Source organism: Bradyrhizobium sp. OK095 (genome assembly GCF_900109945.1).
GTDB lineage: Bacteria > Pseudomonadota > Alphaproteobacteria > Rhizobiales > Xanthobacteraceae > Bradyrhizobium.
In genome coordinates, this window is sequence record NZ_FOBX01000004.1 from 51,577 (window position 1) to 65,386 (window position 13,810).

At 65.0% G+C, this 13,810-nt stretch carries 14 protein-coding genes; 8 read left to right on the forward strand and 6 right to left on the reverse strand.

Going from position 1 to position 13,810, the window contains the following annotated elements; translation table 11 throughout:
- The first annotated feature begins 27 nt into the window (after positions 1-27).
- On the forward strand, positions 28-1,365 hold the full coding sequence (locus tag BMW89_RS12255; RefSeq protein WP_092026500.1) for a Rieske 2Fe-2S domain-containing protein: 1,338 nt from the start codon (positions 28-30) through the stop codon (positions 1,363-1,365).
- Positions 1,366-1,368: 3 nt separating this feature from the next.
- Entirely contained in the window at positions 1,369-2,196 is an 828-nt protein-coding gene (locus BMW89_RS12260) for an N-acetylmuramoyl-L-alanine amidase (RefSeq protein ID WP_092026503.1), read from the forward strand.
- A gap of 107 nt (positions 2,197-2,303) precedes the next feature.
- Here BMW89_RS12260 and BMW89_RS12265 read toward each other — a convergent pair whose 3' ends face one another.
- From BMW89_RS12265 to BMW89_RS12275, 3 genes are all read right to left on the reverse strand, one after another.
- Complete coding sequence (locus tag BMW89_RS12265; protein ID WP_092026505.1) at positions 2,304-3,914, reverse strand: Na+/H+ antiporter; 1,611 nt, start codon at positions 3,912-3,914, stop codon at positions 2,304-2,306.
- A 46-nt stretch (positions 3,915-3,960) separates the two neighbouring features.
- Positions 3,961-4,818, reverse strand: a complete 858-nt coding sequence (gene bla, locus BMW89_RS12270; protein ID WP_092026508.1) for a class A beta-lactamase — start codon at positions 4,816-4,818, stop codon at positions 3,961-3,963.
- 150 nt (positions 4,819-4,968) lie between these two features.
- The gene (locus tag BMW89_RS12275) at positions 4,969-5,343 is read right to left on the reverse strand and encodes a nuclear transport factor 2 family protein (protein WP_092026511.1); all 375 of its coding nucleotides are present in this window, start codon (positions 5,341-5,343) and stop codon (positions 4,969-4,971) included.
- Positions 5,344-5,437: 94 nt separating this feature from the next.
- Between BMW89_RS12275 and BMW89_RS12280 the strand changes: the two genes are divergently transcribed.
- Positions 5,438-5,866 carry a GFA family protein gene (locus BMW89_RS12280; protein WP_177195999.1) on the forward strand — a complete coding sequence of 143 codons (429 nt, stop codon included), beginning with the start codon at positions 5,438-5,440 and terminating at the stop codon, positions 5,864-5,866.
- 181 nt (positions 5,867-6,047) lie between these two features.
- Positions 6,048-7,868: a caspase family protein gene (locus BMW89_RS12285; protein WP_092026516.1), complete on the forward strand. Its 1,821-nt coding sequence runs from the start codon at positions 6,048-6,050 to the stop codon at positions 7,866-7,868.
- A gap of 16 nt (positions 7,869-7,884) precedes the next feature.
- Here the strand turns inward: BMW89_RS12285 and BMW89_RS12290 are convergent, their stop codons facing one another.
- Together BMW89_RS12290 and BMW89_RS12295 are read right to left on the reverse strand one after the other, a co-directional pair.
- Positions 7,885-8,574, reverse strand: a complete 690-nt coding sequence (locus BMW89_RS12290; protein WP_092026519.1) for a DUF1345 domain-containing protein — start codon at positions 8,572-8,574, stop codon at positions 7,885-7,887.
- Positions 8,575-8,583: 9 nt separating this feature from the next.
- On the reverse strand, positions 8,584-9,507 hold the full coding sequence (locus BMW89_RS12295; protein ID WP_092026522.1) for a polyprenyl synthetase family protein: 924 nt from the start codon (positions 9,505-9,507) through the stop codon (positions 8,584-8,586).
- Positions 9,508-9,668: 161 nt separating this feature from the next.
- On the opposite strand from BMW89_RS12295, the gene mtgA reads away from it, so the two are divergent.
- The 3 genes from mtgA to BMW89_RS12310 all read left to right on the forward strand — a co-directional run bounded on the left by mtgA (position 9,669) and on the right by BMW89_RS12310 (position 11,477).
- Positions 9,669-10,343, forward strand: a complete 675-nt coding sequence (mtgA, locus tag BMW89_RS12300) for a monofunctional biosynthetic peptidoglycan transglycosylase (protein WP_092026525.1) — start codon at positions 9,669-9,671, stop codon at positions 10,341-10,343.
- Positions 10,344-10,511: 168 nt separating this feature from the next.
- Positions 10,512-10,694, forward strand: a complete 183-nt coding sequence (gene rpmF / locus BMW89_RS12305; protein ID WP_007598106.1) for a 50S ribosomal protein L32 — start codon at positions 10,512-10,514, stop codon at positions 10,692-10,694.
- 144 nt (positions 10,695-10,838) lie between these two features.
- Entirely contained in the window at positions 10,839-11,477 is a 639-nt protein-coding gene (locus BMW89_RS12310) for a hypothetical protein (RefSeq protein ID WP_177196000.1), read from the forward strand.
- A 106-nt stretch (positions 11,478-11,583) separates the two neighbouring features.
- On the opposite strand, the gene BMW89_RS12315 is transcribed toward BMW89_RS12310, so the two are convergent.
- A complete protein-coding gene (locus BMW89_RS12315) occupies positions 11,584-11,844 on the reverse strand; it encodes a hypothetical protein (protein ID WP_177196001.1) in 261 nt (86 codons plus the stop codon).
- A 221-nt stretch (positions 11,845-12,065) separates the two neighbouring features.
- On the opposite strand from BMW89_RS12315, the gene BMW89_RS12320 reads away from it, so the two are divergent.
- The gene (locus BMW89_RS12320) at positions 12,066-13,760 is read left to right on the forward strand and encodes a bifunctional diguanylate cyclase/phosphodiesterase (RefSeq protein ID WP_177196002.1); all 1,695 of its coding nucleotides are present in this window, start codon (positions 12,066-12,068) and stop codon (positions 13,758-13,760) included.
- The last annotated feature ends 50 nt before the right edge of the window (positions 13,761-13,810 follow it).

The window sequence follows — 13,810 nt, forward strand, 5'->3', positions numbered from 1 at the left end:
GCAAAATAATAGTCCGGAGGGCGCCCCATGCTCCGCGCAGAAGACAACAAGTTCCTGACCGAGTCCGGCCCAGGCACGGGAATGGGTGAGCTGTTGCGCCGCTTCTGGATTCCCGTGCTTCTCTCTGAAGAACTCCCCGAGCCCGACGGCGAGCCCAAAAAGATCACCGTCCTCGGTGAGGAGCTGCTCGCCTTCCGCGATACGCGCGGCGTCGTCGGTGTCATCGATCAATATTGCCCGCATCGCGGCGCCAATCTCTGGCTGGGGCGCGTTGAGGAGTGCGGCATCCGTTGCGTCTATCACGGCTGGAAATTCGATACCGACGGCCGATGCATGGACATGCCGACCTCCTATCCCGACCTCAACGCCAAAGACCTGATCCGCATCAAGTCGTATCCTGTGCGCGAATGGGGCGAGATGATCTGGGCCTATATGGGCCCGGCGGACGCCATGCCCGAGCTGCCCGATCTCGAAATGGCGCTGCTGCCGGCCTCGCACCGCTACGTCAGCAAGAAATGGCAGGACTGCAACTGGGTGCAGGCACTGGAAGGCTCGATCGACACCGCGCATTTCACCTTCGCCCATCTCTCCTTCGACAAGGAGGAGAACGAGATTCTGGACATCAAGCGGCATTTCGTGAATCCGATCGCGCGGATGTCGAGCGATCACATGCGCTGGATCGCGGAAGACCCGCGGCCCGTGATCAAGATCAACGCGCACGACGCCGGCCTCACCATCGCCGGCGGCCGGCTCACCGGCGGCGACAACATTTACTGGCGCATCGCGCAGTTCCTGATGCCGTTCCATGCCTACGCGCCAAGCGCGATGCCGGGCGAGAACATCTTTGGCCAGACCTTCGTGCCCGTCACCGACACCAATTGCTGGATCTACACCTATGCCTGGAATCCGGAGCGGCCGCTGACGCAAGCCGAGCGTGATGCCTACGACCGCGGTAACGGCGTGATCTCGGAGGTCGACGACAATTACGTGCCGCTGCGTCACAAGGGCAACGATTATCTGATCGACCGCAAGCTCCAGAAGACCCGAAGCTATACCGGCATCAAGGGCGTCTCCGAACAGGACGCCGCCGTGCAGGACAGCCAGGGCCCGATCGCCGACCGTACCCGCGAGCATCTCGGCCCGACCGATCTCGGCATCATGCATTTCCGTAAAACCGTGATGGAGTTGGCGCGCGCGCTCCAGCAGGGCGAGCCGCCACCGCAGGCCGCGCATCAGGATCGCTACGCGGTGCGCTCCGGCGCCTGCGTCACCAGCAAGGCCAAGGACCTGCCCGCGGTGATGCTGGAACGTTTTGGCGATGTCGCGGGATTTGTGGGTCGTCCCCAGGTTGCGGCAGCGGAGTAGGGCTTGTCGCGGGCGCGGGGCATCATCGGAACTCTCGTCCTGTCGCTCGTCGCGTCGATCCTGTTGTCGTCGCTTGCGCCTGTTGACCCCGGCCACGCCGCTGCCGCGCGAAAGATCGCGAAACTGAAGGCGAAGTCGCCGCAGCCGGCGGCCAAATGCGAGAAACCAAAATTCCGCATCGTCGTGGATGCCGGGCATACTCCGGATTCCTATGGTGCGTTGAGCGCGCGCAACGATCCGGAGTTCGGCTTCAATGTTCGTCTTGCAAGACTGATCACGGCGAAACTCAAGTCCGAGGGCTTTGCCGCAACCCGCTTGCTCGTCACGGACGGCAAGGCGCGGCCGAGCCTGTTCAAGCGTGTCAGTGCGGCGAATGATGGCCGGGCCGATCTGTTGCTGTCGGTCCATCACGATTCGGTGCCGGACAAATTGCTCGAGACCTGGGAATTCGACGGCGCGCAGAGCTATTTCAGTGACCGGTTTTCAGGCCATTCGCTGTTCGTATCCGAACGCAATCCGCACTTCGCCAGCAGCCTGATGCTGGCCCGGATGATCGGCCGGCGGTTGAAGGATCAAGGCCTGCACTATGCCGGCCAGTACACCCTGCCGGTGATGGGGCGCTATCGGCGCGAGTTGCTCGACAAGGATGTCGGCGTCTACCGCTATGACGGGCTCGTCGTGCTGTCGCAAACGAGAAGCGCGGCAGTGCTGCTGGAGGCCGGCTCCATCATCAACCGCGACGAGGAGATGACGATGAACTCGCCGGAGCGGCAGGAGCTGATTGCGGGGGCTGTGGCAGCGGCGATGGGGGAGTTTTGCGAGAGGCGGTAGTGTGCCCCGGTGCTTCAACAACCGTCATTGCGAGCGCAGCGAAGCAATCCAGAATCTTTCCGTTGAGGCTATCTGGATTGCTTCGCTGCGCTCGCAATGACGAGGAGCTACAGCGGCACGCCCCGATACTCCCGGTTCGCCAGGCTCGCCTCCTCCAGATCGAGATCTCGCTCGATCCGGCGCCGTGTCTCGTCGGTGATCTGGCCGTCGCGCAGGAGGCCGTGGATGAATTTGCGCTCGGCGGCGATCAGCTCGCGAGTCAGTGCGGTGCCGGCGGCGGAGACATCATGGTGGGCGGGATCGAGCGAATCTGGAAGCTGGGTGACGCGAATCTCGTGGCGTGCGCGCAGGAGCCTCATCACCTCCTCCGACACCTCCTTCTCCTCCGTCAATGCGTCCAGCGATTTCAGTGCGGCGTCGAGGGCCTGGCGGCGTGCGGCGATCTCGGCCTCGTGCTCGGCGACGTGCTCGTTGCGGCCGGCCTCGGCAACGCCGAGCCAGCGCACCACCGGCGGCAGCGTCAGGCCGACGCCGATCAGCGTGACGAAGATGACGCCGAACGCGACGAACAGGATCAGGTCGCGATAGGGAAAGGCATCGCCATCAGGCAGCGTGAACGGCAGCGCCAGCGCGGCCGCCAGTGACACCGCGCCACGCACGCCGGTGAAGGCGAGCACGAACGGCCATTGCCAGGGCGGCGACGGATCGCGCTCGCGCAGCGACTTGCTGAGGATTCGCGGCAAATAGGTCGCGGGATAGAGCCAGACGAAACGCGCGATCACGATGATCGCCAGCACCACGGCGGTGGCGATCAGGATGTCGTCAAGCGGGAACGCCTTCGACTTCTCGTAGAGCGCCCGCATCTGGAAGCCGGTGAGCAGGAACAGCAGGCCCTCGATCAGGTAGATGATGAGGTCCCAGAAGAAAATGCCTTGCAGGCGCGTCGCCGACGAGATCAGGAGCGGGCCGTTCCAGCTGACATAGAGGCCGCAGGCCACCGTTGCGATCACGCCGGAACCGCCGACATGTTCGGGCAGCCAGTAGGAGACGAAAGGCGTGATCAGCGACAGCGTCAGCTCGACCTGCTGATCCCTCGCCCATTTGCGCAAGCGCAGCGAGAGCCAGCCGACGCCGATGCCGAAGGCGATCTCGCCGGCGACGATCAGGACAAACTCGCCGGCCGCGAGCGGCAGCGAGAAATGTCCGACCATGATGGCGGCGAGTGCGAAGCGGTAGAGGATCAGGGCGGTGGCGTCGTTGGCGAGCCCTTCGCCCTCGAGGATGACCAGGAGCCGGCGCGGCATGTTCAGCCGGCGCGCGATCGCGAGCGGGGCCACCACGTCGGGCGGAGCGACGATGGCGCCCAGCAGGAAGCCGATGGTCCAGGGCAGGCCGATCACATAATGCGTGGCGGCCGCGACCAGTGCCGCGGTGAAGATCACCGCGCCGACCGCGAGCAGCACGATGGGGCGCAAATTGTTCCTGAACTCGCGCCAGCTCATGGCGACGCTCGCCGAGTAGATCAGCGGCGGCAGCACCATCAGCAGCACCAGCTCCGGCGGCAGCTCCACCGGCGGCATGCCCGGCACGAACGCAAGGCCGACGCCGGCCAGCATCAGCAGAATGGCCGGGGCGATATTGAAGCGGCGGGCGACAAGCGCAGTGCCCGCCAGGACAGTGAGCAGGATGAGAAAGATCTGAAATTTCGCTGCGATCATGACCTGTCTTGGCCCGGAAGCGGCCAGAAGGTCAATGCAGCGCGGTTCACGCGAGACGTTCGGCCACCATGCGCCCGATGCGCGCGAACGCCGCCTCGATCTGTGCTGAGGTCGGCGTGCCGCCCTGGGTATAGGCCGCGATCAGGATCGGCCGATCTGGCTTCGGCCAAACCACCGCGATATCGCCCGATGCGTCCTTGCCGTTGTTGCCGGTCTTGTCGCCGATGGTCCAGGCTGCCGGCAGGCCGCCGCGCAGCCGGTTCGCGCCGGTCTTGCAGCCGACCATCCATTCGGTGAGCTGGGCACGCGAGGCGCCTGACAGCGCCTCGCCCGTCACCAGCCGCTTCAGATTGCTCGCCATCGCTGCTGGCGTCGCCGTGTCATGGGGATCGCCGGGTGGCGAGCGATTGAGCTCGGGCTCGTTGTGGTCGAGCCGCGAGATGGTGTCGCCGAGCGATCGCCAGAATGCGGTGAGTGCGGCGGGGCCGCCGATCCGCGCCAGCAGCAAATTGGCGCAGGTGTTGTCGCTGAGCTCGACGATCGCCTTGCACATCTCGGTGACCGACATCGCGCCGGCCGAAAGATTCTGCTTCGCGACCGGTGCGTACTCCAGCAGGTCAGCCTTGCCGTAAGGGATCATGCTCGCAAGCTGCTCCTCGCCGCGATCGACCCGTGCCAGCACGCAGGCCGCGAGCGAGGCCTTGAAGGTCGAGCACATCACAAAGCGCTCGTCGGCACGCCAGGCGAGCTTGGCGCCGGTCGCAAGGTTTTCAGCATAGACCCCGATCCGCCCGCCGCTTTCGCGCTCGTAGGATTCGAGTTCAGGTGGCGCCTCCGCGGCGAATGCGGGCGAAGCGGCGATCCAGCAGAGCGAGGCGAGCAGGGAACGGCGGTCGAGCGGCATGGGAACTTTCAGACATCGTCATTGCGAGCGGAGCGAAGCAATCCAGAATCTCTCCGCGGAGACAGACTGGATTGCTTCGCTGCGCTCGCAATGACGGAGAATGCGGGGCGAGTGTGCCGGATTTCGGGCAGTGCGAGGGTGAAAGCCCTCTCAGTCTCTCAAATCATACCGATACGATTTCGACACGATCTGCCAGCCATCGGCGAGCTTCATCGCCACCAGATAATCCGTGAAGAAACGTGGCGGCAGCTGGCACCGGACCTTGATGAAGGCCGTCTTCTCGTCGGAGCGGTCGATGGTGACGATGAAATCCTCGCGCGGCTTGCCTTCGGCCTTGCCGGAGGGGCGCTTGCGCACGCGGTCGAGCCAGTCGGGTACGGTCAACACCTGCAATTCGCCCTTCTCGACCCAGCGCAAATCGGCCGAGGGATGGAAGATCGCGCCGAGCTTTTCGGCATCGCCATCGTAGAGTCCGTCGAAATAGGATTGCACGACGGCTTCGACGCTCGAACGGTTCTGGCTCATGGGTCGTCCCTTTGGATGATGGCTTGGGCGGAACTTAGTCGTACACATCGAAATGCGCTATGGCTGTGTCAGCCATTTGCGCCAAGGCATTGCCATGACCGGATCAGAAAATTCGAACGCTCGTATCCTCACCGGCGAATGCTATTGCCGCGCCGTGCGCTACGAGGTGGCGGACGCATTCTCCTATGCGATGAACTGCCACTGCTCGAATTGCCGCCGCACCACCGGCTCGGCCTTCAAGCCGTTCGCCGGAATCCCGCAGGACAAGCTCCGTATCGTCCATGGCGAGGACCAGCGGTTGATCTACGGCGACGACATCACCCATGACGCGCACTGCGTCCGCTGCGGCTCGCTGCTTTATTCCCGGGTGCGCGAGGGAAAATGGGTCCATGTCGCCATGGGAACCCTGGTCGATGCCCCCTCGATCCGGCCAAACGCCCATATTTTTGTCGGCTCGAAGGCGCCCTGGCACGAGATCACGGACAATCTGCCGCAGTACCGGGGGCATGTCGGGGATTCCTAGGGGAATCCGATCCGCGCGGGCATTCGTCGGCGAACCCCGACCGCGCTGGCGCGACATACAAAAAGGGGGCTCTCGGCCTGTCGTCGGCGCCGCCTTCGTGACCTCCATCACAAGCGACGGCGGTGGATCTTGCTAAAGCGGTCCCAAAGGGGCGAACGGCCCTGAATTTTCGGAAGTTGTCATGCGCATTTTGTTCAGACTTTACCCGCTTCTCCTCGCCGCAGCGCTGCTGTTCGGCGCCGGGCCCGCATTCGCAGGAAAGCGGGTCGCGCTGGTGATCGCCAACTCGGCCTACCAGCACGCGCCGTCGCTGACGAACCCCGTCAATGACGGCTCGGTGATGGCGAAGACGCTGAAGGACGCCGGCTTCGACATCGTCGATTCCCGGCACGACCTGACGGCGCTGGATACGCGGCGTGTGCTGCGCGAATTCGCCGATACAACCCGCGATGCCGACATTGCCGTGGTCTACTATGCCGGCCACGGCATCGAGGTCGAAGGCTCGAACTATCTGATCCCCGTCGATGCCAAGCTCGAGCGCGACACCGATGTCTACGACGAGGCGCTCTCCCTCGATCGCGTCCTGGTCGCGGTCGAGCCGGCAAAACAGCTTCGCCTGGTGATCCTCGATGCCTGCCGCGACAATCCGTTCGGCAGGACCATGAAGCGCACGCTTGCGTCGCGCGGCATTGGCCGTGGCCTGGCCCAGGTCGAGCCGACCAGCTCCAACACGCTGATTGCCTATTCGGCCAAGGCCGGCTTCACGGCCCAGGATGGCGACGGCGCCAACAGTCCTTTCACGATCGCGCTGTCGAAGCATCTGACGACACCGGGCCTCGACGTCCGCCGCGCCTTCGGTTTCGTGCGCGACGACGTGCTCAAATCGACCGGCAACAAGCAGGAGCCGTTCGTGTACGGCTCGCTCGGCGGCGAAGATGTGCCGCTGGTGCCGGTCAAGATGGTGGCTGCAGCACCTGCGGCACCAGTGGCGAACCCGCAGGTCGATATCCGCCGCGACTACGAGCTCGCGCTCCAGGTCGGCAACAGGGCGGCGTGGGATGCGTTCCTCGCCCAGCATCCCGACGGTTTCTATGCGAGCCTTGCCAAGCTTCAAGTCGAGAAAATCGGCGCCGAGCAGGCTCATGCGACGGCCACCGAGAAGGCGAAGCAGGCCGAGGCCGAGCGTGATCGTCTCGCTGCCCTCGGTGCTCAGAAGGATACGCAGGCCAAGGCCGCAGCCGATGCCAAGGCGGCCGAGCAGGCGCAGCTCGTCGCCCAGAAGGCCAAGGAGCAGGCGCAACAGCAGGCGGCTGCCGCCGAACAGCAGCGCGTCAATCTCGCCGCCGCCGCGCCGAATGCTGCGCCCAGTACGGCGAGCCCCGCCGGCACCAACGTCGCTTCGCTGACGCCGGCGACCGCGCCGGCCGATCTCAGCCGCTCGATGCAAACTGAGCTCAGCCGCGTCGGTTGCTTCTCGGGCCAAGCCGACGGCAATTGGACCACGTCCTCGCAGCGGTCGCTGTCGCAGTTCAACCGCTATGCCGGCACCAAGCTCGACGTGAAGGTGGCGAGCACCGACGCGCTCGATACGGTCAAGGCCAAGCCGTCGCGCGTCTGCCCGCTGGTCTGTGAGCACGGCTTCAAGGCCGACGGCGACAAGTGTACCAAGATCGTCTGCGGCGACGGTTATGTGCTCGACGACGACAATGACTGCGTGAAGCAGCGCGCCGCCAAGCCCGCGTCGTCAAAGCCCGCGACCTCGCGGCGCGACGACAGCGAGGACCGTCCGGTGCGGCAGCGCCCGCAGATCGGCGCCGCGGGTGGTTATGGCGGCATGGGCGGCGCCGCGGCCGGTATTGCAGCCGGCGCGGGTCGCGCCTCGGGCGGCGGGCAGGTCTTCTGCAATGGCACCGGCTGCCGTCCGGTCAACCGCGGCTGCCATCTCGAATATCGCGGCGGCGGCGGACCCGGCAACGATGCCAATGCCGAGGTGTGTCATTGACCTTGCAGGGACGACGTCAAGCCGAAATCGCGCTCGCCGCGATGTTCACCGTCAAAGCCAGCAAGGCCGTGTTGTAGATGAACGAGACGATGCCGTGCGCGGTGGCGGTGCGGCGGATGGTCTTGTCTGTGATGCCGACGTCGGAGACCTGCGCGGTCATGCCGATCACAAATGAGAAATAGACGAAGTCCCAATAATCGGCGTGGTCCTCCTTGTCGCCGCTCGGGAACTGCAACCCGCCCACCGGCTGGCGGTAATAGTCATGGGCGTAATGCAGCGCGAAGGTGGTGTGCACGGCGGCCCAGGACAGCGCGATGGTGGTGATCGCGATCGTCAGCTCCCATGCCCCACGATGCGGCGTGCCGAGTTCGGAAACGATCGCCGCGATGCTCGCGAAGGCGCCGATCGCCGTCACCAGCAGGATCACGAAGCGGCCGTCGTCCTGCATCGCCGCGCTGCGGCGGATGTGCTGATGGTCGTTGCACAGCATCATCGCATAGACCAGCACGAGATAGACCGCGATCAGCGCATCCCAGCCGAACAAGAGGCGCGTCACCAGCCGGTGCGAGCCCGGCACGAGCAGGCAGACGAGGATGCCGACGCCGAGCGAGATAAAGGTCCGCGGCCGCGCGTAGATCAGCCGCACCGGCCGCGACATCTTGCGGAAGCGGGCGAGGACGGGATCTTCTTTGCCCTCGATCGCCATCGTTGCGCGCTAGCTCTTGCGCTCAGCGACGAACCGCGCTGCGGCTTGCAGCACGGCGGCACGGTCGCCGAAGATCGACACGGCGCTGTCCGCACGCGCGAGCAGGTCGCGCACGCGCTGCTTGGCGCCATCGATGCCGAGTTGGGTGACGAAGGTGGTCTTGCCGAGCGCGGCATCGGCGCCGGCCGGCTTGCCGAGGGCTGCGGCATCGCCTTCGACGTCGAGCAGATCGTCCGCGATCTGGAAGGCTTCGCCGAGCGCGCGGCCGTAATCGTCGAGCGCCTGATATTCCTTTTGCGGGGCCTGGCCGAGGATCGCGCCGGCGATGCAGCCGTAGCGCAACAGCGCGCCGGTTTTCATCTGCTGAATACGTGCGACATCGATCGGCTCGTTGCCGCCGAAGCGGCCTTCGCCGGCGAGATCGAGGATCTGGCCGCCGACCATGCCGCCGATGCCGGCGCAGCGCGCCAGCGCGCGCGTCAGCAGCAGCTGCACATTGGCGTCGCGATGGATCTCGTCGCGGGTGACGATGTCGAAGGCCAGCGTCAACAGGCCGTCGCCGGCGAGGATCGCGGTGGCGTCATCGGTCTGCTTGTGCAGGGTGGGGCGGCCGCGGCGCAGGTCTGAATTGTCCATCGCCGGCAGATCGTCATGAATCAGCGAATAGCAGTGGATGCATTCGAGCGCCGCGCCGACGAGCAGCGCCGCTTCGCGGGGAACTCCGAACACGGCCGCGCTTTCGACGACCAGGAACGGCCGCAGGCGCTTGCCGCCGTTCAGGCTCGAATAGCGCATTGCGTCCATCAGTCGCTTGGGCCGGGCGATCTCATCGTGCAGGATGTCGTCCGACAGCAGGCGGCCGAGCAGGGCCTCGGTATCATCAGCGGTCTTGTCCAGACGTTTGGCGAAATCGGACGGGGACGTGCCGGTCATCAAGAAGGGCTCCAGAACTAAAATTCGGCGGGACAATCCTTTATGCGCCCGCCTCAGTCAATCGTTTGGAAGGCCTAAAAAGTGCTGGAAAAGGCCCGATTTATCACAGACTTAATGCCGGGATCCGTGGCCGCGTTTCGTTCCGCGCCGGAAAGGTCGATTTGCGCATCGTCAAAATCCTGCTGGTAGCGCTCGCGGTCGTCGTTCTCGCGCCTTACGTGATCGCGCCGTTCTACCGCACCGGCCATCCGGTTTCGACACTGATGGCCTGGCGCAGCCTGCGGGGCGCGCCGATGCAGCGGGAATGGATCGATCTGGCGGCGATGTCGCCTTATCTACCGCGCGCGGTGGTGGCGGCCGAGGACGCCCATTTCTGCAAGCATCATGGCATCGACTGGGGCGCACTGCGCGAGGCCATCGACGACGCCAAGGAGGACGGCACCGCCTTCCGGGGCGCCTCCACCATCACCCAGCAGGTCGCGAAAAACCTGTTCCTCTGGCAGGGCCGGGATTTCGTCCGCAAGGGTCTGGAATTCCCGCTGGCGCTGTGGATCGACTTCGTCCTGCCCAAGCCGCGGATCCTGGAAATTTACCTCAACATCGCCGAGCTCGGCCCGCAGGGTCAGTTTGGCGTCGAGGCGGCCAGCGCCTATGCCTTCGGCAAATCGGCCGGGGACCTCTCGCCCCGGGAGGCGGCCCTGCTGGCCTCGATCCTGCCGAATCCGGTCAAACGCAGCGCCCGGACCCCTGGCCCGGGTGTCCGGCGGCTGGCCGGGACCTATGTGGCGCGGGGGCAGGCGAGCTCGCTTTCGACCTGCTGGCGGGAAAATCGCTGATTTCGGGTCCTTTTCGGGCGTATTTTCCGGCCCAGAACCCTAGATTTAAGGTCGGCCTTCCTCTATAAGCCCGGCCTTGACTGGCATTCAGCTCGCCTCGGTTTGCGGGTGCTGAGCCGTTCCTTCGTGGACGATGCCCCGAAACACCAATCCCTAGAGGATATTGAAATGGCCGTTCCGAGAAGAAAAACCTCGCCGTCGCGTCGTGGCATGCGCCGCTCGGCAGACGCCATCAAGAAGCCGACCTATGTGGAAGACAAGGACTCCGGCGAGCTCCGTCGTCCGCACCATCTCGACCTCAAGACCGGCATGTACAAGGGCCGTCAGGTCCTGAAGAAGAAAGAGTCCTGAGTTTTAGGACCTTTCTCCGGGCAGGATGATTTCGCCTGCCTGATTTCGGCCACCCTATGAGATATGACAGTGACGGCGGCGGAGCCAATGCTTCGCCGCCGCATTGTCCTGTCCGGATATCTTGATCGAGAAGGCATTTCGCCGATGGTCGGTTTCCCGCTGCTTTTGATTCCGCTCGCGGTCTACAACATCATCGCCTTCCTGATGCCGAGCGTGTCCTTTACGGACGTGCTGTTCAAGGTGCCGATGATCACGGGCGAGGCCTGGCCGGTCACGCTCGCCGACTTGATGCTCGCCCTCGGGATCGTGCTGCTGCTGCTCGAAGTCGTCAAAGGCGCGCGGCCCGGCTCGAAATTCCTGATGGATCATCTGCTGTCGCTGATCATGTTCGGCGCGGCCGCGGCCGAATTCGTGATGTGGCCCAAATTCGGCAACTCCACTTTTTTCCTGCTGGTGCTGCTCGCGATGGCCGATTTCCTCGGCGGTATCGCTCAGCGCACGCGCCGCCGCGTCACCTATGTCGCCGAGACGACAGTGCCGGCGCCGCGCAAGTCCAAGCGCCAGGCCGAGGCGCCGGTGGAGGATGTCGCGTCCGAGCCCAGGTTCGAGCCGGTGACCGCGCCGCAAGCAGCGCCGCCTGCGCCTTCCGCGCAGTCGGTCGCTGAATCCGTGCTGATGGATCATCCCGCGCCCAAGCCGGTGACGCCGCCCTCGCCGGAAATTCCCTCGCCGGACCTGCAGCCAGGCAACGGCACCCCGTCCTCGCCCGACGCGCCGCGCTGATTTTTTGAGATTTGCCTAAGCCTCACCGCGCCGGTGGTGCGCTTCCTCGCCCCGTTCTTACGGGGAGAGGTAAGAGGCCGCGCGTCCTTCAACAAATTCGTTGTGTTCAAGCCACCTGCCGCGTGCGCGCGGTGACGCTTGGAAGCGGGCGCTTGTTGCCATAGGCCATCTGCGCATCTTCGGAGGACGCGCGGCGGAGCCGGCTCGTCTGGGGCAGGTGCTCGGCATTGGCGATGAGCTGGGTGACGAAGCTCGAATCCGGGCGCGGCAGCGGCGTCTTGTTAACCCACTGCAACGTCGGAATCATCGGCACCAGGGCCGTGCCCGTGCCGTTCGCCGCCTCGTCTGATCGATCGGTACCCAACATCGCAATCACCGTTGATCCGGCGGACGCTGTCGCGTTTCGGGACGCGTGCGCCGGGTGCGTGTCAGTACTCGCAAGGCCTATGCCGGACGGGCCGTTTGGTTCCGTCGCCCCTTCATAACGTGGTTTCCAAATTGTTTATGAACTTTGCCTAGGGTCGGAGGCGAATCTGGCCGTATTCTGTGCCGGCTCAGGACTCCCCGCTGTCCCGAAACGAGGCGATTTTGACCCCTGCATTGCCGCAAGCCTCCGACATCCTGGCTGCCCTCGGCCAGGCCGTGTTCGCCTGGGACATCGCCAGTGACGTCATCGTCTGGGGTGAGCAGCTCAGTGCCGTCTTCCCCGGCATCCCCGCCGAGCGGCTCGCGACCGGCGCCGAATTCGCCAAGCTGATCGAGCCCGTGCAAACGCTCCGAACTGCCGCGCTGGCGCAGACCTCCCCCGTGCACGGCGCCGACGGCACGCCCTATCGGGTCGAGTATGGCGTGCGCATGAGCGCTGCCGATCCCGTGGTCTGGATCGAGGAGACCGGCCGCTGGTTTGCCGGTCCCGACGGCCGCCCTACGCGTGCGATCGGGTCCGTTCGCATCAACAATGAGCGTCATGCCCGCGACGAAGAGCTGACGAAGCTGGCGCGGCTCGATCCCCTCACCGGCGAGCTCAACCGCTCGCATCTGATCGCGGCGCTGGCCGAGGCGATCGAGGAGACGGCCCGCTTCCGCTCGACCGCGGCCTTCATGCTGGTCGGGATCGATCACCTCGCCCGTGTCAACGACGCCTTCGGCTTCGATGTTGCCGATGCCGTGATTCTCGACATCGGCAAACGCATCCGTGCGCGCCTGCGCGGCGGCGACGTGCTCGGGCGCTTTTCCGGCAACAAGTTCGGCCTGATCCTGAAGAACTGCACCATCGACGACATGAACGTCGCGGCCGAGCGTTTCCTTGCCGGCATCCGCGACGAGGTGGTGCCGACGAAATCAGGTCCGGTCTCGGTCACGGCCTCGATCGGCGCGGTCAGCCTGCCGCGCTACGCCCGCAACACCGACGAGGCGGTCAACCGCGCCCATGAGACGCTGGATGCCGCCAAGCGCCGCCGCGCCGGCTCATTTGCGACCTGGCGTCCGGACGCCACGCGCGATGCGCAGCGCCGCGTCAACATCCGCGTCACCGACGAGATCGTCACCGCGCTGAACGAGCGCCGCATCAAGCTCGCCTATGAGCCGGTGGTTGCGGCCGCCTCGCGCGCGAGCGCATTCCATGAATGCCTGGTGCGGATGGACCAGGGTGACGGCCAGGTGCTGCTCGCGCCTGATATCGTGCCGGTTGCCGAACGGCTCGGCCTGATTCGCCTCGTCGATCATCGCGTGCTCGAGCTCGTGGTTGCCGAGCTCGCGGCCGCGCCCGACATAAGTCTCAGCCTCAACATCTCACCTGATACGACCATGGATCCGGATTGGTGGGCGGGCATCGAATCGCTGATGCAGGCCCATCCCGGCGTCGCCGAGCGGCTGATCGTCGAGATCACCGAGACGGTTGCGATCCAGGACATCGATGATGTCCGCGGCTTCGTCACGCGGCTGAAGAATTTCGGCAGCCGCATCGCCATCGACGATTTCGGCGCCGGCTACACCTCGTTCCGCAATCTGCGCAAGCTCGGCGTGGATATCGTGAAGATCGACGGCGCCTTCGTGCAGAACATCACCCGTTCCGCCGACGATCGCGCCTTCGTGCAGACCCTGATCGACCTCGCCCGCCGCCTCGACATCAAGACGGTCGCCGAATGGGTGCAGGACGAAGAGGCCGCCAACATGCTGCGCGACTGGGGTTGCGACTACATCCAGGGCCGCCTGATCGGCCTCGCCTCCGGGGAACGCCCGTGGGGTGCGTCGCCGGACAGTGCACTGCCTGCGGCGGGGTAAGTTGCGTAGGGTGGATTAGCGTAGCGTAATCCACCACCTTCTCGCGTCTG

Coding starts and splice junctions, on each gene's coding strand:
- BMW89_RS12280 (WP_177195999.1), top strand. CDS start 5,438: ATGACCGGATCAGAAAATTCGAACGCTCGTATCCTCACCGGCGAATGC.
- BMW89_RS12310 (WP_177196000.1), top strand. CDS start 10,839: ATGGTCGGTTTCCCGCTGCTTTTGATTCCGCTCGCGGTCTACAACATC.
- bla (WP_092026508.1), bottom strand. CDS start 4,818: ATGCCGCTCGACCGCCGTTCCCTGCTCGCCTCGCTCTGCTGGATCGCC.
- BMW89_RS12265 (WP_092026505.1), bottom strand. CDS start 3,914: ATGATCGCAGCGAAATTTCAGATCTTTCTCATCCTGCTCACTGTCCTG.
- BMW89_RS12290 (WP_092026519.1), bottom strand. CDS start 8,574: ATGGCGATCGAGGGCAAAGAAGATCCCGTCCTCGCCCGCTTCCGCAAG.
- BMW89_RS12295 (WP_092026522.1), bottom strand. CDS start 9,507: ATGACCGGCACGTCCCCGTCCGATTTCGCCAAACGTCTGGACAAGACC.
- BMW89_RS12285 (WP_092026516.1), top strand. CDS start 6,048: ATGCGCATTTTGTTCAGACTTTACCCGCTTCTCCTCGCCGCAGCGCTG.
- BMW89_RS12315 (WP_177196001.1), bottom strand. CDS start 11,844: ATGTTGGGTACCGATCGATCAGACGAGGCGGCGAACGGCACGGGCACG.
- BMW89_RS12275 (WP_092026511.1), bottom strand. CDS start 5,343: ATGAGCCAGAACCGTTCGAGCGTCGAAGCCGTCGTGCAATCCTATTTC.
- BMW89_RS12255 (WP_092026500.1), top strand. CDS start 28: ATGCTCCGCGCAGAAGACAACAAGTTCCTGACCGAGTCCGGCCCAGGC.
- rpmF (WP_007598106.1), top strand. CDS start 10,512: ATGGCCGTTCCGAGAAGAAAAACCTCGCCGTCGCGTCGTGGCATGCGC.